The sequence below is a fragment of the Micromonospora sp. CPCC 205558 genome, from assembly GCF_036902955.1.
Taxonomy (GTDB): Bacteria; Actinomycetota; Actinomycetes; order Mycobacteriales; family Micromonosporaceae; genus Micromonospora.
This window is the reverse complement of record NZ_JBAKHR010000019.1, coordinates 127,730-146,154: the sequence shown is the minus strand read 5'-3', so window position 1 is coordinate 146,154 and position 18,425 is coordinate 127,730. Positions and strand designations below refer to the sequence as shown.

At 72.7% G+C, this 18,425-nt stretch carries 17 protein-coding genes; 8 read left to right on the top strand and 9 right to left on the bottom strand.

Annotated features, from left to right (window positions below; translation table 11 throughout):
• Positions 1-66: 66 nt before the first annotated feature.
• Positions 67-534, bottom strand: a complete 468-nt coding sequence (locus V6U86_RS21935) for a hypothetical protein (RefSeq protein WP_334505875.1) — start codon at positions 532-534, stop codon at positions 67-69.
• Between the two features lie 103 nt (positions 535-637).
• Positions 638-1,129, bottom strand: a complete 492-nt coding sequence (locus V6U86_RS21930) for a type II toxin-antitoxin system PemK/MazF family toxin (RefSeq protein WP_334505873.1) — start codon at positions 1,127-1,129, stop codon at positions 638-640.
• Between the two features lie 50 nt (positions 1,130-1,179).
• Here V6U86_RS21930 and V6U86_RS21925 point away from each other — a divergent pair, with 50 nt between their 5' ends.
• Together V6U86_RS21925 and V6U86_RS21920 are read left to right on the top strand one after the other, a co-directional pair.
• Positions 1,180-1,695 (top strand): NUDIX hydrolase, encoded by a 516-nt coding sequence (locus V6U86_RS21925; RefSeq protein ID WP_334505871.1) that lies wholly within the window; start codon positions 1,180-1,182, stop codon positions 1,693-1,695.
• A gap of 26 nt (positions 1,696-1,721) precedes the next feature.
• Entirely contained in the window at positions 1,722-2,963 is a 1,242-nt protein-coding gene (locus V6U86_RS21920) for a hypothetical protein (RefSeq protein ID WP_334505869.1), read from the top strand.
• 27 nt (positions 2,964-2,990) lie between these two features.
• On the opposite strand, the gene V6U86_RS21915 is transcribed toward V6U86_RS21920, so the two are convergent.
• The 5 genes from V6U86_RS21915 to V6U86_RS21895 form a co-directional block, all read right to left on the bottom strand.
• Positions 2,991-5,765 (bottom strand): ABC transporter permease, encoded by a 2,775-nt coding sequence (locus V6U86_RS21915; protein ID WP_334505867.1) that lies wholly within the window; start codon positions 5,763-5,765, stop codon positions 2,991-2,993.
• Between the two features lie 256 nt (positions 5,766-6,021).
• A complete protein-coding gene (locus V6U86_RS21910; RefSeq protein ID WP_334505865.1) occupies positions 6,022-6,549 on the bottom strand; it encodes a DUF2267 domain-containing protein in 528 nt (175 codons plus the stop codon).
• Between the two features lie 122 nt (positions 6,550-6,671).
• Positions 6,672-7,958 carry an MGH1-like glycoside hydrolase domain-containing protein gene (locus V6U86_RS21905; RefSeq protein WP_334505914.1) on the bottom strand — a complete coding sequence of 429 codons (1,287 nt, stop codon included), beginning with the start codon at positions 7,956-7,958 and terminating at the stop codon, positions 6,672-6,674.
• A gap of 131 nt (positions 7,959-8,089) precedes the next feature.
• Positions 8,090-8,911, bottom strand: coding sequence for a sugar phosphate isomerase/epimerase family protein (locus V6U86_RS21900; RefSeq protein ID WP_334505863.1), 822 nt, complete (start codon positions 8,909-8,911; stop codon positions 8,090-8,092).
• Positions 8,912-9,949 (bottom strand): zinc-dependent alcohol dehydrogenase, encoded by a 1,038-nt coding sequence (locus tag V6U86_RS21895; protein WP_334505861.1) that lies wholly within the window; start codon positions 9,947-9,949, stop codon positions 8,912-8,914. It abuts the gene before it with no gap.
• A 115-nt stretch (positions 9,950-10,064) separates the two neighbouring features.
• Here V6U86_RS21895 and V6U86_RS21890 point away from each other — a divergent pair, with 115 nt between their 5' ends.
• From V6U86_RS21890 to V6U86_RS21875, 4 genes are read left to right on the top strand one after another with little or no spacing between them, the layout of a single operon-like run.
• Positions 10,065-11,459, top strand: coding sequence for an ABC transporter substrate-binding protein (locus V6U86_RS21890; protein WP_334505859.1), 1,395 nt, complete (start codon positions 10,065-10,067; stop codon positions 11,457-11,459).
• Positions 11,456-12,412 carry a carbohydrate ABC transporter permease gene (locus V6U86_RS21885; RefSeq protein ID WP_334505857.1) on the top strand — a complete coding sequence of 319 codons (957 nt, stop codon included), beginning with the start codon at positions 11,456-11,458 and terminating at the stop codon, positions 12,410-12,412. The genes V6U86_RS21890 and V6U86_RS21885 overlap by 4 nt, the downstream gene beginning before the upstream one ends.
• Entirely contained in the window at positions 12,412-13,278 is an 867-nt protein-coding gene (locus V6U86_RS21880) for a carbohydrate ABC transporter permease (protein WP_334505855.1), read from the top strand. The genes V6U86_RS21885 and V6U86_RS21880 overlap by 1 nt, the downstream gene beginning before the upstream one ends.
• A gap of 54 nt (positions 13,279-13,332) precedes the next feature.
• Positions 13,333-13,938, top strand: coding sequence for a class I SAM-dependent methyltransferase (locus V6U86_RS21875; protein ID WP_112589720.1), 606 nt, complete (start codon positions 13,333-13,335; stop codon positions 13,936-13,938).
• A 127-nt stretch (positions 13,939-14,065) separates the two neighbouring features.
• Here the strand turns inward: V6U86_RS21875 and eccB are convergent, their stop codons facing one another.
• Positions 14,066-15,457 (bottom strand): type VII secretion protein EccB, encoded by a 1,392-nt coding sequence (eccB, locus tag V6U86_RS21870; protein ID WP_334505851.1) that lies wholly within the window; start codon positions 15,455-15,457, stop codon positions 14,066-14,068.
• A 128-nt stretch (positions 15,458-15,585) separates the two neighbouring features.
• On the opposite strand from eccB, the gene V6U86_RS21865 reads away from it, so the two are divergent.
• Both V6U86_RS21865 and V6U86_RS21860 read left to right on the top strand, forming a co-directional pair.
• Complete coding sequence (locus tag V6U86_RS21865) at positions 15,586-16,305, top strand: spermidine synthase (RefSeq protein ID WP_334505849.1); 720 nt, start codon at positions 15,586-15,588, stop codon at positions 16,303-16,305.
• Positions 16,306-16,402: 97 nt separating this feature from the next.
• Positions 16,403-16,579, top strand: a complete 177-nt coding sequence (locus V6U86_RS21860) for a hypothetical protein (RefSeq protein WP_334505847.1) — start codon at positions 16,403-16,405, stop codon at positions 16,577-16,579.
• 16 nt (positions 16,580-16,595) lie between these two features.
• Here V6U86_RS21860 and V6U86_RS21855 read toward each other — a convergent pair whose 3' ends face one another.
• Positions 16,596-18,398, bottom strand: coding sequence for an acyl-CoA dehydrogenase (locus tag V6U86_RS21855; RefSeq protein ID WP_334505845.1), 1,803 nt, complete (start codon positions 18,396-18,398; stop codon positions 16,596-16,598).
• Positions 18,399-18,425 lie beyond the last annotated feature (27 nt).

The window sequence follows — 18,425 nt, the reverse complement described above, 5'->3', positions numbered from 1 at the left end:
ATTCAGCTCCAGAGGCAACCAGCCGCACACCTCCGGCTCCCGCAAACCGCCGGATTCCTCCGCCACTCAGCGCGTCCGGTCGAGGTCGCGCAACGCCGCGTGCGCGAGAGTGACCAGACCCACCGGTGACACCAGCCCACGCACGATGCGCGCCGCCCGGTCCCGGTCGGCCGCCGCAGACCACACCGCCGCCAACTCTGCGAGCAACGGATTGGCACGGTCGGCCGGGTCCGGGTCGCGCAGCCGCGCGGCCATCGCGTGGGTCGCGGTCACGACCGAGGGGTACGCGGCACCGCCCGCCGGCAACAACCGGCTCAGCTCGTCGGTCACCGGCACCGCGTGTACGACGGCCAGCACCTCGCCATACGCCCGCCAGTGCGCGTCGGTCATCGGACCGTCGAGCGCCTGCTGGTCGGAGACCCACGGCACCACCGAGAGGCGACAGCCGTCGTGGTCGACGGACAGCCGTCCGTCGTTGGCTCGCAGCGGCGCGGTGATGCCCGGCACCCCCTGCTCGGCCAGGTACGCCGTCACGTCCACACCTGCTCGGTCACCTGCCGCACGACGTCCTGCACCATCCGGACACCAGGTGCGTCAATGTCGGCCTGCCCCACCTCCGGGGCGGGCCGCTGGGCGCTCAGCGCCAGCCGTAGCCGGCGCGCAACGCCTGCCCGACCCGGTCGAACCGGGGCCGATCCAACACGGCGCCTTCGCGGCGGATGCTGTCCTCGCGCATGGTGAGCACCCGGTCCAGCCGGACCCAGCTCGGCCGGTTGTCGCGGTCCCACTCACCCGGTCCGAGCGCGAACCAGTGCCGCTGCCCGTCCCGCTCAGTCTGGCTGGACAACATCAGCCCGAACAGGGTCCGGCTGTGCCGCCCGACGACCAGCACCGGCCGGTCCTTGCCCTGGCGGGGGTCGTCCTCGTACGGCACCCACGTCCAGACGATCTCACCCGGGTCGGCCTGACCGTCCCGCTCCGGGGCGTAGGTCAGCTCCCGACGCTGCAACGCGCTCACCTGACGGCGACGGGCCACCTGCGCGGGCGTCGGCCCGGTACGCCGGGGCGACGGGATGACCGCGCCGACCCGGGAGATACGAGCCGCGACATTCCTCAACAGACCAGCCACGGCGGGCAGCCTACCCGTCGCCACGGCGGGCGGTGCGGCAGACTGGCCCGATGAACGAGCTGCCCCGCGACCTGCCGATCCTGGAGCGACGCGCGGTGCGGGTGGTGGTCATCGACGGCACCGAGCGGGTGTTGCTGTTCCACACCCACGACCCGGACCACCCCCGGCTGGGCACCTGGTGGGAGCTGCCCGGCGGCGGCATGGACCCCGGTGAGACCTATCGCGACACGGCGGTGCGCGAACTGCGGGAGGAGACCGGCATCGTGGTCACCGCCGACCAGGTGGGCGCGCCGACCTGGCGGCGACGGGCCAGCTTTCTGCACCGTCAGGTGCGGCACCTCCAGGACGAGGTGGTCGTCACCGTACGGCTGGCCGGCCCCGGCCCGGACGTGGACGAGGCGCACCGTCTCGACTACGAACGGGAGGACTACTTCGGCTTCCGCTGGTGGCCGGTGCCGGAGGTGGTGACCAGTCAGGAGCGGTTCTACCCCGGGCAGATTCCCCGGCTGATCACCCCGTTTCTCGCCGGCAGGGAGATCGACGAGCCGTTCGAGCTGTGGTCCTGAACCAGGACGGCGGGCAGAGTAGGGGCATGACGACCGATCTGCACGGGCCGCTCTCCGCGTACGCCGCGCGGCTGCACGCCACGGCCGGCGACCGGCACCACGTCGCCTCCCCGCTCGGTGCCTGGCTGCTGCTCGCGGTCGGCGCCACCGCTGCGACCGACCCAGACCCGGCCACCGCGGAGCTGGCACGCGCCCTGGGTGTCGACCTGCCGAGCGCGGCCGAGGTGGCCCGAACACTGTTGGACGCGCCGCACCCGCTGGTCGGGTCCGCCACGGCGCTCTGGCACCTACCGGGGCAGGGCGACGGCGGGCCGGCCGGGTGGCGGGCGGCGCTGCCGAGCACGACGGAGGTCGGCGTACTGCCCGATCAGGCCGGGTTGGACGCCTGGGCGCGCGAGCACACCCTCGGCCTGATCGAGACGTTTCCGCTACGTGTCCGGCCGGACGTGGTGCTGGCCCTGGCCAGTGCGTTGGCCACCCGGGTGTCCTGGGCTACCCCGTTCGACGTCGCCGACGCCCGCGCGCTCGGCGTTGGCAGCCCGTGGGCGCACCAGCTGCGGCGGGCGCTGCGCAGCCCGAACCAGGGCCACCGGTGTGCCATCGTCTCCACCGCGCGGGCCGGTGACGTGATCGTGCACGCCGCGCCGGCCCAGACGACCGAGGGCGCAGGGCTGGTGGTCGTCTCGGTGGCCGCCGCACCGCAGGTGCCGCCTGCCGACGTGCTGGCCGTCGCGTACGACCTCAGCGCCGGCGTGGCCGACGGAACGCAACCGGCCGGCAGCCGATCCCTGTTCGACCTGCCGCTCGGCGTAACTCCCCTGTGGACGATCAACGAGGAGCGGGTACGCACCCGGGCCCGGGACGGCCGCGAAGAGCGACACCACGCCGTACTCCCCTGCTGGTCGGCCCGGAGCGAGCATGACCTGGCCGCCCCGACGCTCGGTTTTGCGGCCGCGTCGGAAACGCTGGCGAAGGCGCTGACCCTGGCGGTGGAGAGCTTCGAGGCGCGACAGACGGCGATGGCCCGGTTCGGCCGGTACGGCTTCGAGGCGGCGGCGGTGACCGGCATGGTCGGGGTGGTCAGTCTGCCGCCGGAGGGCGTCGCCCGCACCGCCGAGCTGCGCTTCGGCAACCCGTACGCCGTGGTGGCCGTCGCCACCGACACCCGGGGTGACGGTGGCACCGGGCCGTGGCACGGGGTGCCGGTCTTCTCCGCCTGGATCACCGAGCCCGAGGAACTGCCCGAGGCCGACTCCGCCGACCGGTGACCCGGGGCGGCGAGCCGTGGGTGGTCGTCACTGCTCGCCGAGGAGAACGGCGATCGGCAACCGCCGGATCACGATCGCCGGCACCAGCGCGGCGAGCACGGTGAGCAACAGCGCCGCCACGGTGACGGCCAGTGCCAGCAGCGCCAGCCGCCCGTCCACCCGGCCGACCAGCAGGGCGACCGAGCCGAGGCCGGCAGCGGCCCCGAGCGCGCAGCCGAGCACCCCGATGCCGAGCGCCTCGTAAACCACGAGGCGGTTGAGCGCGAAGTCGGGCCAGCCCACGGCCCGGAGCGCGGCGAATTCTGCCGACCGCTCCCGCACGTTGAGGTACAGCACGTCGGCCACGCCGAGCACCCCGAACAGCAGCACTCCGCCGACCGCCACCAGGTCCACTGCGCGTACCCGCACGGAGACCGCCTCACCGAGCAGCGAGCCGACCATGCCATCGTTGAACGCCCAGAGCGCCGCCACGACCAGCGTCACCGCGCCGACGCCAGCGGCCAGGCTCGTCGCGCCGGCGATCGTCCGCGCGGGTGCCCGTCGGAGATTGGCCACCGCAAGCCCGGCGAGACTTCTCGCCGCGGCTCGCCGGGCCGGCGCCACGCTCGGCTGCAGTGCCTCCGCCGACCGGGTCCGGGCGGCCCGCAGTGCGGGCAGGGCGCTGGCCGCCGCGGTCAGTAGCACCGCGAGCGGCACGCACAGCAGGGTCACCGCGCCGGAGACCTGTATGTCGGCAAGCCAACCGAGGAGCGCCGACAGGCCGGCGCCGAGCACGCCCGCCGTCAGTCCGAGTGCCGTGGTCTCGGCGAGGATCAACATGCTCAGCCGCCAGCCGGGCCAACCGATGCAGGCCAGGACGGCCAGCTCGCGTCTGCGGACTCGAACCGCCGTGGAGACCGCGTTGCCGACGAGCAGGGCGCAAACCACCAACAGCAGCCCGAGCAGCAGGACGTTCTTACGATCGACGGCGGTGACGATCTCGGTCGCCACGCCCTTGCGGGTACGCGCTTCCACCAGGTTCAGGTCGGGCCGACCGAACTCGCCCGCCGGTAGCAGCACCGGACTGCGTACCGTCGACCCACCCAGAACCACCTCGACGGCCAGGCCGGTCTGCCGTACGACCTCGTCCGCCACCATCCGGACCCGCTCCCGGGCCACCTCGTCGAACCGGTCGATCCCGGCGACCCGGATCCGCACGGAACTCAGCGGGGCGGCGGCCAACGCCGGCGCGACGCTCGCGTACAACTCGCCGGCGGCGGTCAGAGTGGTTACCAGGCTGGGCGGGTGGCGCGGGTAACCGAGCGGGTCGTCCCCGGCGAGCAGTGGACGGTTGCCGAGCAGAGCACGGGAGCGTGCGTCGGCACCAACCGGCGGGGTCGGACGGTAGAGGTCGAGGGCCTGCTGCGCGGTGCCAGCGGCGGATTCGAGCGCGTCGGGCGCGAAACTGCCCACCGGGGTAACGGACCACCCCGACCGGCCGGACAGGCTCACCGGATCCCCGGTGGCGACACCGCCGGTACCGAGCCAGGAGTCCCGCCACGCGTCGCCGATCGTCGGGTCGGCCGCGTCAGGCCCGTCGGATCGGGGCAGCAGTTGGTCACTCCCGTCCGGCTGCGGCGCGTAGGTCGGTGGACCGGGCCGGAGCAGGGCCATCATGAAGGAGAGTGGAGCGCGCTCGGCCAGGGCGGCATCGAGCCGGGCGCGGTAGAGCTGCGCCAGGTCGTGCTGGGCCGCCTGCGACGGCCCCTGCGCCGAGTCGCGTAGCAGCGGCCAGAGCGCCTGCGTCGCGGCGCCGGGCACCTGGTCGGCGACCCGGCCGGTCAGCCGGGACACGGAGATGTCCATCCGCTCGTCCACGGCGAGGGTGTCCGCGGCGAGCACCGGCAGCGTCCGGCCGGCCGGGCCGCTCGGCGGTAGGGAGGAAGCCCCGGCGACGCGGCCGGCCGGGGCGACGGCGTCGACCCCGGTCAGGTAGCGGCCCTGACGCACCGCCTGATCGAGGCCGACCAGGCGCGCCTCAGCCGCCGGATCGATCGCGGCGATCACCGCCGGTGCCACCGACGGCAGCTCGATCTCCAGCCGGTCGGTCGTCGGCACCGCGGACGCCGGACGGCCGGACGTGAACACCGAGGCACGCCGGAAGGTGCCGTCGGGCAGCAACTGGTACGCCTCGATGGTGCTGACCTGGGTGCGCCGGGCGTCTGGATCGAAGCTGCCCGCCGCGATGTCGCACACCTGCCGACGCCGGCCGTCAGGCTGCACCTCCAGCGGGCCGCCGCCAGCGGTGCCGGGGCACTCGGCGGCGGACACGGGCTGGCGGACCCGGGTGCCGTCGGCGTAGATGAACACCTGACTGTTCATGTCGGCCAGTGGCACCAGAGGGCGCCGGGAGATGTAGAGGTAGGCCGGCGCGGCCGCCACCGTGCTCAGTCCGCGGTCCCCGCTGATCCGGGGGGCGATCTCGATGACCTGCCGCTCGGCTGACCGGTCGACCTGCTCTGTCACGTCCAGCCGCAGTTCGGGCTGGATGTCGGCGATTCCGAGGACCGCCAGCGGGGCGGCCACCTCGACGCCGGCGATCTGTTCGATCTGCCGCCACTGGTCCAGCGTGATGCCGCCATAGGCCGCGGTGGGTCGGTCCTGACGCAGCAGGCCGGTGGCCGGCGCCGCAGGGTGGACCAGGATGTCGTACGACGGCCGGAACTGCCCGTCGACGGAACCGGTCGCGACCAACCGGGATGTGCTCGCGGCACCGGTGAGCACTGTGAAACCGGTGGTCGCGACCAGGACAGCGGAGAACACCGCCAGGGATCGGCCGGGAGTGTTTCGCAGCTGCGACCGAACCATTCGCCACATGGCGTCAGACGACCTGTCTGTCGTGGATGCGGACGGACCAGTCGCGATCGGTCGGCCACACTTTGGTGCTCTGCCCGCTCGGACCACGCGGCTCCGTCATCGCCCAGCCCCCGCACTGCTCGGCACGAGAGGCGAAAGTACCGAACGAGGCGCGGACACATCAACCCCGTGCAACGTGAGTGGATCTCGCCGCAGCGGCCGGTCAGGGCGTGTACGGGCCGGGCGGCGTGAGCCTGGGGCTGCCGTCGCCGTCGCGCGGCAGTCGCGCCACCATCTCCCGGAACTCCCGTACCGTCATCGCCGCCCGCAAGGTGGCGAAGACGGCCCCGGTTCCGGCCCGCGCGGTGGCAGGGTCCACCCCGGCGCGCTGTCCCACCCTGTGCAGGAACTCAGTTGGGCCGGCATCCGCCGGCGGCGGAACGGCGGTGGCGCCACCGACATCCAGGCCCACGCCGGTGTCGATCGCGTCCATGCCGGGCTCCGGGCCGACGGGCACGACCGGATCCGGGGTCGGGCCGCCGGTCCCGGCCACATCCGGGGCTGGGCCGCTCAGGTAGCCGCCGACGTCGTTCGGAAGATGCCCGACCAGGTCGTCGGGCGCGCCGCCGGTCACCCGCTCGGCCAGCGTCTGGAGCACGGCGCGGGCGAGCACGGCTGCCTGCTCGGCCGGCAGGCCGGACCGGTCAGACACCGCATCGATGAAGTACGGGAACCCGTCGCCGTCGGTCACGCTCGGGCGGTTACCCCTGGCCGGGCGCGACAAACTGCCGCTAGGCCAGCAGACCCTCGGCCAGCAGGTGGTCGAAGATGATCTGGTCGACCGGCGAGGTGCGGTGGCGGCCGGCAGCGCGCTCAGTCGGCCAGCAGGTCGAGCAGGAGCGCGGCGGTCCAGCTGAACGCCGGCGAGCCGAGCCCGGCGCCGGTGTCCGGGTGGAAGTACTCGTGGCAGCCGGCCCCGGCGACCAGCCCGATCATCGAGCGGCGCAGCCCGGCGGCCAACTCCGGGTGCCCGTGCGTGAGCAGCCCGCGCCGGATCAGCCAGCCGACGTTGAGCCAACTCGGCCCGCGCCAGTACCGCAGCGGCTCGAAGTCGGGCGCGGTGCGGTCGTAGGTGGGCAACGGCCGGGCCATCGCCCGGGCCACCCCGAAACGCGCCGAGCGGGCCTCGACGACAAGCGCGTCGACCTGCCGGGTCGGCAGCTCGGGCAGGATCAGCGGTGCCAGCCCGAGCACGGTCCGGGCGCTCACCAGCCGGTCGGTGCGCAGGTCGCGGGGCTGGAACGTGCCGGTGTCCGGGTCGTACAGCCGTCGTACCAGGGCTTCGGTGACCCGGGTCGCGCGGGCCCGGTGTGGCCCCGGGTCACCGCCGACGAGCGCGGCGATCTCGGCGAGGGCGTGTTCGGCGGCCCCGAAGGCGGCGTTGAACAGCGGGCACTCCACCAGGAACGGGTGACCGGCGGCCAGGTCGCGGTCGGCGTAGCGGTGGTCGCGGTAGGCGGCGACGATCGCCAGGTAGCGCGCGTAGTCCAGGTCCGTGGGGCGGTGCGCGGCGTCGGCGTGCGCGGTGTCGTGCCGACGGTACGCGGACATGACGGCCGCCTCGGCCGGCACCGCGGCCATCGGCTCGTCCCAGGCCGGGCTGTTGTCCAGCCCCGACTCCCACGGGTGCACGATGCAGACCAACCCGTCGCCAGCCACGTCCCGCCGCTCGGCCAGGTAGCGCTGCTGGGCGACCAGCGCGGGATAGAGCCGGCGCAGCGCGGCCAGGCCGGTGGCGCCGGGTGCCCGCCGGTACGCCAGCAACGCGGCGAGCGCGTGCACCGGCGGTTGGACCAGGCCGGAGGTGGCTACCGCCGGTGTTCCCGGCACGTCGGCCGTGCGCCACATCTCCGGCCCGGGGAAGTACGCGCCGACCCGCAGCGCCGGGTTGAACACGATGTGTGGCACCCGTCCGTCGGCCCACTGCGCCCGGAACAGGCTCGCCAGCTCCCGCCAGGCGCGCTCGGGGCGGACCTGGGCCAGCCCGATCGCGATGAACGCGGAGTCCCAGCTCCACTGATGCGGGTAGAGGGTGCGCGAGGGCACCGTGTGGTCGTGTTCCCAGTTGGCGTCGAGGGTGTCGACCGCCAGCTGACGCAGCCCGGTCGGGTCGGCCGGGCCACCCGTGCGGACGACGTCGGCGCGCGCCGCTTCTGCGTCGGCGGTCGCGCCGACGCTGGACGATTCGGCGCCGGCGGTCGCGCCGACGCTGGAGGGGCCGGCGTCGGCGGTCACGCGGCGACCTGCCGGGGCAGCGCGTGCCGCAGCACCGTGGCGGCCTGTTGGAGGGCCCGGACCGGGTCGCCGCGCAGCCGGCACTCCAGTGCCAGCCAACCTCGGTAGTCCAGCTCCAGCAGGGTACGCACCAACGCCGGCCAGTCCAGGTGCCCGGCGCCGGGCTGGTACCGGTTGGAGTCGCTCACCTGTACGTGCCCGAGGTACGGCGCGGCGGCGCGCAGCGCGCGGTGCACGTCGTCCTCCTCGATGTTCATGTGGAACGTGTCGGCGACCACCCGGACCGATGGCAGCCCGAGCGCGGCGCAGAGCGCCACCGCCTCGTCGAGACGGTTGACCATGTGGTCCTCGTACCGGTTGAGGGGTTCCAGGAAGAGGGTGACCCCCTCGGCCTGGGCGTGCTCGCCCAGCTCGCCGAGGGCGTCGAGGAGCACCTGCCGGTCGCCGGCCGGCGGGCGGGGCGGCTCGAACGGCGGCAGTCGCCGGGAGAACATCCCCCAGGCGGCCGGGGTCATCACCCCGACGCCGCCCAGCTCGGCGATCACCGAGAGCTGGGAACGCAGGTTGCGGACGGCATCGGCGGACCGGGCGGGGTCGAAGTCGCCGATGAAGTGGTCCATCTCGACGCAGACGGTGGGCATCACCACCCCGGCGGCGCGGGCCCGGCGTAGCTCGGGCAGTCGGCGGGCGAACGCCAGGTCGCCGCGGCCGCGTAGCTCGATGCCCTGGTAGCCGAGGGCGGCCGCGAGGGCGTACTTCTGGATCAGGTTCGTGCCCGGCAGGAGTTGTTCCTGACAGGCCAGCGCGATGGTGGTCATTTAGAACCTCAACACGACTTGGAGGACGTCACCGGCGCCGCGGTCGAGCAGCGCGAGGGCGTCGGCGACCGCGCTGGCGTCGACGATGTGGCTGACCAGCGGCAACGGGTCGACGCTGCGGTCGGCCACCAGGTCCATGAAGGTCTGCGCGACCCGGTCTCCGGTCCACCGACCGGCCATGCTCGGCGCGGGGGTGGGCCCGGAGACCTGGGCGGCGACCAACTGGATGCGGTTGTGGTGGAACTCCTCGCCGAGGCCGAGCGCGTCGGCCTGGCCCTGGTAGAAGCCGGCGGCCACAACCCGGCCGGCGTGGGTGGTGGAGCGGATCGCCTCGTGCAGCGCCGGGTACGCGCCGGACAACTCCAGGCAGACGTCGGCCCCCCGCCCGTCGGTGGCCTGGCGCAGCACGGCGGCCGCTGATGTGATCGTCGCGTCCACGGTGGATCGGGCGCCGTATCGGACGGCGTGCTCCAGCCGGGTGGGCACCGGGTCGACGGCCACCACCCGGGCCCCGGAGAGCACGGCGAGCCGGGTGGCGAGCAGGCCGATGACGCCCTGCCCGAAGACGCCGACCCAGTCGCCGAGGTGCAGGTCTCCGGCGAGCACGGCGGTCAGCGCGATGGCGCCGGGGCGGGCGAAGACCGCGGCGAGTGGGTCCAGCCCGATGGGGAGCGCACGGACCGCGTCGGCGGCGAGCACGGCCTCGGCCCGGTGCCCCCAGATGCCCCAGACGAGCTGCCCCGGATGCCGGTCGGTGACCTCCGGCGCGACCTCGATGACCTCGCCGACCTCTTCGTAGCCGAAGCCGATCAACGGGTAGGGCACCGGGGTCTGTCGGGGGACGAACATCCGGGCGGCGTCGTCCCAGTCCTTGCTGAGCCGGGGATTGCTGCCCCGGTAGAGGGTCAGCTCGGTGCCGGCGGAGATGCCCGAGTAGCAGGTGCGGACTCGGACCTGGCCGGGGCCGAGCGGATCCGGTGGGCAGGGCTCAAGGCTGATGCGTCGAGGCCCGGCGAGGGAGACCACCCAGTTGCCCATGTGTCACATCCCGGTAGCACTGGGCTCCAGGATAGCAAAAAATCGCCATATGTCTTGCTATTGATCAATCGAAGGTGTTGGATCCGTCATGTACCCTTCGAGAGGAGTGCCACCGATGTCAACACCTCCGAGGCGGATACTCGCCACCACCCTGATCCTGGCACTGACCACGTCCACCCTGCTGGCCTGCGGCGACGACGGATCGGACAGCAACAGCAAGAAGATCACCGTGTGGAGTCTGGAAGACGTGGCCGACCGGGTCACCGCCACCAAGGCGATCATCGCCGACTTCACCGCCAAGACCGGGATCCAGGTCGACCTCGTGACCGTCAACGAGGACCAGTTCCCCTCCCTGATCGCCGCCAACGCCGCCGCCGGCGACCTGCCCGACGTGGTCGGCTCGGTCTCCCTCGCCGGCATCCGCACCCTCGCCGGCAACGAGCTGCTGCACGCCTCGGCGAACGCGGAGGTCGTCGACAAGCTGGGCAAGCAGACGTTCTCCCCCCGGGCGCTGGAGCTCACCGCCGACGACGGCAAACAGCTCTCCGTACCCAGTGACGGGTGGGGGCAACTCCTCGTCTATCGCAAGGACCTGTTCGCCGCGGCCGGCCTGCCCGCCCCCGACACCTACGAGCGGATCACCGCCGCCGCGGCGCGGCTGAACACCGGCGGCGTCGCCGGGATCACCGCGGCGACCGCCCCCAGCGACGTGTTCACCCAGCAGACCTTCGAGCACCTGGCGTTGGCCAACGGCTGTCAGCTCACCGACGACTCGGGGAAGGTCAGTCTGGATTCGCCCCAGTGCGTCGAGGCGTTCCGCTTCTACGGTGACCTGATCCGCACCAGCTCGGTGAAGGGCGCGCAGGACGTGGACACCACCCGGGCCACCTACTTCGCGGGCAAGGCGGCCATGGTGATCTGGTCCCCGTTCATCCTCGACGAGCTGGCCGGGCTGCGCAACGACGCCAAGCCGACCTGCCCGCAGTGCCAGGCGGACCCGGCATTCCTCGCGAAGAACAGCGGGTTCGTCACCGCCATCAAAGGCCCGAACGGCACCGAACCGGCCCAGTACGGCGAGATCAGCTCCTGGGCCGTGCTGGACGGCGCGGCGGCAGACCCGGCGAAGTCCTTCGTGGAGTACATGCTCAGTGACGGCTACCCGCGCTGGTTCGGCATGTCCCCGGAGGGCCGCTTCCCCGTGCGCAAGGGCACCCCGGCCGAGCCGGAGGCGTACCTGACCGCCTGGAACACCAGCCAGGCCGGCGTGGACACCAAGAAGCCCCTCACCGACGTGTACGGCGACGAGGTGCTGGCCACGCTGCGCCGCAGCCCGGACACCTTCGGGCGGTGGGGGCTCAGCCAGGGGCAGGGCAAGCTGGTCGGCGCCATGCTCGGTGAGTTGCCGGTGCCCAAGGCGCTGGGCGACCTCATCGCGGGCAAGTCCGACGCGGCAGCCACCGCCAACCGCGCCAAGAAGGACGTGGACGCCATCAAGGCGGGCGTCAATTGACCGCCACGACGCCCGACACCGGCCGCTCCCCCACCCGTGGGCGGCCGGCACCACCGAAGCGCCGACCGTTGACGCTGCGCCGCCGCGAGTCCCGCGCCGGCCTGGCGCTCGTCGCGCCGACGCTGCTCGTCACCATCGCGGTCATCGGCATCCCGATCGTGTGGACGGTGGTGCTCGCCTTCCAGCGGGTCCGGCTCGCCACGCTGCGCAAGACCGGGCTGTTCGGCGAGTTCACGATGGACAACATCGACCGGGTGCTGCACACCCCCGGTTTCGCCGAGACGCTGTGGGTCACGCTGATCTACAGCATCGGCGGCACCGTCGGGTCGATACTGCTCGGTCTGGTCGCCGCCCTGGTCGTCCGCCGACCGTTCCGGGGTCGCACCCTGGTCCGGGCGTCCATGCTGCTGCCGTACGTGGCACCGGTGGTCGCCGTGACGTTCGTCTGGCAGGTGATGCTCGACCCGCAGCTCGGCATCGTCAACGCGTGGGGTCAACGCCTGCTCGGCTGGGACGCCCCGGTGCCGTTCCTCACCCAGGAGTCGACCGCGCTGGCCACGGTGATCGTCTTCGAGGCGTGGCGGTACTTCCCGTTCGCGTTCCTGTTCCTGTTGGCCCGGCTGCAGGCGGTGCCCGGCGAGTTGGAGGAGGCCGCCCGGGTCGACGGCGCCACCCCCACCCAACGGTTCCGGCACATCCTGCTGCCGCAACTGCTGCCGGTGATCGCCCTGCTGGGCGTGCTGCGCTTCATCATGACGTTCAACAAGTTCGACGACGTCTACCTGCTCACCGGCGGCGCGGCCGGCACCGAAGTGGTCAGCGTGCGGGTGTACGAGTTCCTCACCGCGCGTACCGACATCGGGGCGGCTGCCGCGCAGGCGGTCGTGCTGGCCGTGGTGCTCATCGTGTTCGTGCTGATCTATCTGCGCTTCTTCGGACGGAGGGTGGGCTGATGGACCGGGACGTGGTCGAGACGGTGAGCCTGCGTTGGCTGCGCCGCCTGGTGATCGCCGTGTTCCTGCTGGTCACCGTCTTCCCCTTCTACTACATGCTGGTGCTGTCGGTGCGCCCCATCGAGCGGCTGCTGCTCGACCCCGGCGCGCTGGTGGTCGGCTTCGGCGAGCTGACCGTGGCCACGTACGCCGAGGTGCTGAAGGCCACCGACGACGGCGGCCAGGGCTTCCTCACCTTCATCCGCAACAGTGGGCTGGTCGCCGTCGCGGCGACCGTGCTCACCCTGCTGGTCGCGATCCCCGGCGCGTACGCGGTGGCCCGGCTGCGGTTCTTCGGCCGACGGCAGGTGGACTTCCTGTTCCTGGCGGTCTACCTGTTCCCGTCGATCGTCATCGCGATCCCGCTGTTCGTGGTCTTCACCCGGGCCGGGCTGCGCGGCTCGCTCTTCGGTCTGGTGCTGGTCTACATCTCACAGACGTTGCCGGTCTCGGTCTACATGCTGAAGAACTACTTCGAGACCATTCCGGTCAGTCTGGAGGAGTCCGCCGCCATCGACGGTGCCGGTCGACTCGGCATCATCCGGCGCGTCAGCCTGCCCCTGGCCATGCCGTCGATCATGGCGGTCGCGCTCTACGACTTCATGATCGCCTGGAACGAGTTCCTCTTCGCGCTGTTGTTCCTGGTCGACAAACCCAACCGGTGGACGGTGTCGCTCGGGTTGTCCCTGCTCGCCGACGGGGTGGAGGTGCCCAAGACGGTGCTGATGGCCGGGTCGGTCGTCCTCACCCTGCCCATCGTGATCCTCTTCTTCGCCAGTGAACGCCTGCTCACCGAGGGGCTGACCAGCGGCGCGGAGAAGGGATGATCGTCTCGTCCGGGTCGCCCGCCCGACCCCCATCGCCCCGGTTACGGTGGCCTCATGGCCAACCCGACCCGCTGGGCGACCGACACCGGTCCCGAGCACTCACAGTGGTATATCGACCGGTTCCGCAAGCTCGCGGCCGAGGGCGCGGACCTGGCCGGCGAGGCCCGACTGGTGGACGCCCTCGTCGCGCCCGGCTCCCGGATTCTCGACGCCGGCAGCGGCACCGGCCGGGTCGGCGCCGCGCTGGCCGAGCGGGGGCACACGGTGGTCGGGGTGGACGCCGACCCCGCGCTGGTCGACGCCGCCCGCGCCGACTACCCCGGCCCGACGTGGCTGGTCGCCGACCTCGCCGAGCTGGATCTACCGGCGCTTGGTGAGGCGGAGCCGTTCGACGCGGCGGTGCTGGCCGGCAACGTCCTCGCCTTCGTCGCCGTCGGCACCGAACCGGAGGTGCTGCGCCGGGTGGCCGCGCACCTGCGTCCCGATGGCGTGCTGACCGTGGGCTTCGGCACCGAACGCGGCTACCCGCTGACCGCGTTCGACGCCGACGCGGTGGCCGCCGGGCTGCGCGTGGAGCAGCGCTTCGCCACCTGGGACCTGCGCCCGTGGCGCGACGACGCCCCGTTCGCGGTCACCGTCCTGCGCCGCCCGGCCGACTGAGCACCCCCCTGCCGCACGTTGCTTTCCGGTGATCAAGAGATTTGCGTCAGGCTCGCGCCACGTTCTGACGCAAACCTCTTGATCACCGCGGCATGGCGCACCGCGGCCTGCGGGGTTCGGACGGGGGTCAGTCTGGGGCGGCGGCGGCTACGGCGCGGGCGGCCGCCGGGTCGAGGGTGGCGCCGGCGGGCACCAGGCTGACCAGCCCGGCCGGTAGCCGCACCGGCCGCACGTCGCGGTAGCCGAGCATCGGGAGCACCTCCCGGTCGGCCAGCACGTACCGTCGGCCCAGGTCGGTGACGACGGAAACCGCGCCGCCGGTCGCGCCGGGCGCCGCGGCGGCCTCGACCACCGCGCCGCGGCCCGGCTCCACCACCACGTGGTCGGCCAGCACCGCGCCGCCGGTCGGCGCGGTACGGGGCACTGCCGTCAGGTCCCGCAGCGGTACGCCCCAGCGCACCTCACCAACCCCGCCGTCGTCGCCGATGCGGGTGCAGAGCGCCCCGCCGTCGCCGGTCGCGAGCCGGGGCGGGGTCGGTGGCGGAGCGTTCGGGCCCGTCGGCGCGAGATCAGGAACCGTGGGCAGCGCGGCGAACCGGCCCAACGTCATCGGCACCGGCCCGACCTGCCCGGTGCGGGCCAGCAACAGCCCCGCCTGCAACTCGGTGATGCCGGCCAGGCCGGCGTCGAGCGCCACCGCGTACTGCCGGCCGCCACCGGAGTTGCTCACCAGATAGACAGTGCCGATCGCGGCACCCGGCACCCGACGGGCGGACCGACCCAGCGCGGGCAGGTCGAGCGGGGCGAGGTCGGCGCCGGCGGGCAACGCGTTGAGCAGTGCCGGCGCCACCCCAACCGCCTGGGCCCGGGTGGTGGCGAGCGCAGCCAGCACCCGGCTCGGATCACGGACGAGGTAGCGGCGCTGATGCCAGACCAGGTGCAGCCCGCCGTCGGGGTGGCGCAGCAGCAGCGCGTCGTCGCCCAACGGCCGACCGCCGTCGGGCTCGGTGCCGATCAGCAGCGCGGAGCGGGGCGCCTCGACGCCCGCGCCGGCCGGGACCGTCGAGCAGACCGTCCACGCCGTGGCGGCCAGCCGGCCCGGGGCGGGCAGCGAGTCGGGTGCGTCGGCGATGCCCAACGGCAGCCCTCGCGGCACCCCGTCGATCGTGCGTCGGGACACCAGGACGGTCTTCGAGCGGTCCGCACCGACGATGAGCAGCGCCGACGCGTAGTTGAGCACCGGGTGCAGCTTCTGCTCGCGGTAGACGAACCGGGCGCCGGACTCCTTCTCGACGATCACCGCGCCCGGGTCGCGCCACCCCTTGCCGCCTCCGGCGAACAGGCCGTAGAGGGCGAAACCACCGAGCCCGATCGCCGCCACCAGGACGCTGGCCAGGCCGGCGCCGGCCAGCCGCCGAAACGGCGACTGCGCGGGATCGGTCTCCCGCATGACCAGGGCGGCGACAGCCCGCTGGACGCTGAACTGATAGGAGTGCAGCTGGTCCTGCCGCGACGGCATGAGTCCCTCCGGTGGATCGGCCGGGCACAGGATATGCGCTGCGTCGATGTCCCGCGGACCCTGCGTGGCCGCCCGTCGCGGGGCAACCGGTACCATCCGTGGACGAATCCGGCGGCGAGAGGGCACCCGTGGGCGCGCGTTTCGAAGAGCTGGCCTGGCGGGAGACTCCGATCGGCGCGATCAGCCTGCGCCGACGTCGGGACCCGGCACTCCAGGTCGAGGTGTACGAGGTCAAGCTCGACGACGAGTACCTGATGTCCAGCCTCTTCCCGGTCGCGGAGATCGAGTTGGCCCGGCTCGGTCTCGCCGAGGTGGCCGGTGACTCCCTCGACGTGGTGGTGGGCGGTCTCGGGTTGGGCTACACCGCCTGCGCGGCGCTGGGCGACCCCCGGGTGCGTTCACTGCTCGTGGTGGAGGCGATCGAGGACGTGATCGACTGGCACCGGCGCGGGCTGCTGCCGTTCGCTGCGGGGCTCGCCGAGGACCCACGGACCCGCTTCGTGCAGGCCGACTTCTTCGCGGCGGTGGCCGGAGACACCGGTTTCGACACCGAGGCGCCCGGTCGGCGCTTCGATGCCGTGCTGCTCGACGTCGACCACTCTCCACGCAACGTCCTGCACCCGAGCCACGCGGCGTTCTATCCGCCGGCCGGGTTGCGCCGCCTGGCCGCCCTGTTGCGCCCCGAGGGCGTTTTCGCGCTCTGGTCGGACGACCCGCCGGACGCCGAGTTCACCACGGCGCTCAACGAGGTGTTCGTGGACGTACGGGCGCACGTCGTGCCGTTCGCCAACCCGCTGACCGGCGGGGACTCGGCCAACACCGTCTACGTGGCGCGTACCGGCCCCTGATCGACTCCGGTGCGCCGCTCGCGCATGGTGTCGGCCGGACGGGGAACGAGAAGCCGGAGCCGGCCGCACCAGGCGCGGCCGGTCACGGGAGGTCGACATGCGTGCACTGCTCTGGGTCATCGGCGTGGTCGCCGGCATCCTGATCCTGCTCGGGTTGTTCCTCGAAGCGGTCCGCTGGCTGATCATCATCGGCGTGATCGCACTGGTGATCGTGATCATCTGGGGCGTCGTCAAGGGACGGCAGGCCATGAGCCATCAGTCCCGCCGACGGTGACGGGCGGCGGGCCGGATCAGAACCAGTCCGGCCGCATGTCCAGGGTGGTCCGGTCCCGGCTCTCCAGCAGGTCGAACTGCGGCCCGGTCCGGGGCAGTTCGACGGTGAAGAAGTAGCGGGCGGCCTGCCGCTTGCCGGCGTGGAACGCATCGCCGGCCCCCTCCGGCGGCAGCACCAGCACCTGCTCCAACCACATCCAGGCGATCACCACGTGCCCGACCGCCTCCAGGTAGGCGGTGGCGTTGGCCAGCGCGAGCACGGGATCACCGTCGGCCCACAGTCGACGGGTGACGGCGGTGATCCGGTCCACAGCGGCGGCCAGCCGATCCGCCAGTTCGGCCGCCTCTCCCCCGGCCTTGCGGGCCCGCTCGACCGTGTCACCGATCGTCGTGGTCAACAGCGCAAGACCAGCACCGCCCTGCATGGTCATCTTGCGCCCCAGCAGGTCCAGTGCCTGGATGCCGTGGGTGCCCTCGTGGATCGGGTTGAGCCGGTTGTCCCGGTAGTGCTGCTCCACGTCGTGGTCGCGGGTGTAGCCGGCACCGCCGAGCACCTGGATCGCCAGGTCGTTGGCGGTGAGGCACCACTGCGACGGCCAACTCTTGGTGATCGGGGTGAGCACGTCCAGCAGCAGGTGCGCGCGCTCGCGGTCGGCCTCGACCGGGGCGGTCTTCTGCTCGTCGAGCAGCCGCGCGCAGTAGAGCACCAGCGCCAGCGCCCCCTCCACGTAACTCTTCTGGGCCAGCAGCATCCGTCGTACGTCAGGGTGGTCGATGATCGGCACCTGCGCGGCGGCCGGGTCCTTGGCGCCGACCGGCCGGCCCTGCGGCCGCTCCTTCGCGTACGCCAGGCTCTTGAGGTAGCCGGTGTAGCCCAGCGCGGTGGCGCCCGCCCCGACCCCGATCCGGGCCTCGTTCATCATGTGGAACATCTGCGCCAGACCCTGATGGGGCGCGCCGACCAGGTGACCGACCGCTCCGGCGCGGCCGGCCGGGGTGTGCGCGCCGTCGCCGAAGCTGAGCAGGGTGTTGGTGGTGCCCCGGAACCCCATCTTGTGGTTGAGCCCGGCCAACACCACGTCGTTGCGGTCGCCGAGCGACCCGTCCGGGCCGACCAGCACCTTGGGCACGATGAACAGCGAGATGCCCTTGACCCCGGGCGGCGCACCGGGGATGCGCGCCAGCACCAGGTGGACGATGTTCTCGGCCAACTCGTGATCGCCACCAGAGATCCACATCTTGGTGCCGAAGAGCCGGTACGTGCCGTCCGCCTGGGGCTCGGCGCGGGTGGTGATGTCGGCCAACGAACTGCCGGCGTGCGGCTCGGACAGGCACATGGTGCCGAAGAACCGACCGTCCAGCATGGGCCGGACGTAGGTGTCCACCTGCTCGGGGCTGCCGTGGGCCAGCAGCAGGTTGGCGTTGCCCAGGGTCAGGAACGGGTACGCGGAGGTTGCCACGTTGGCGGCCTGGAACCAGGTGAAGCAGGCGGCCGCGACCGCGTGCGGCAGTTGCAGGCCACCGACCGTGGCGTCCAGCCCGGCGGTGAGCAGACCCGTCTCGGCGAAGCTCTCCAACGCCGCACGGACCTGCGGAATCAGCCGCACCCGCTGCCCGTCGAAGGTGGGCTCGGCCAGGTCGGCGGCGCGGTTGTGCGGCGCGAACTGCTCGGTGGCCACCCGCTCGGCGAGATCCAGGGCGTCGTCGAAGGTCTCCCGGGAGTGCTCGGCGTAGCGGGGACGCTCGACGAGTTCGGACACCCTCAGCCACTCGTGCAGCAGGAAGTCGAGGTCACGGCGGGAGAGCAGGGTGGACGGCACGGCACTCCTCAGCGGGCACGGGGCGGT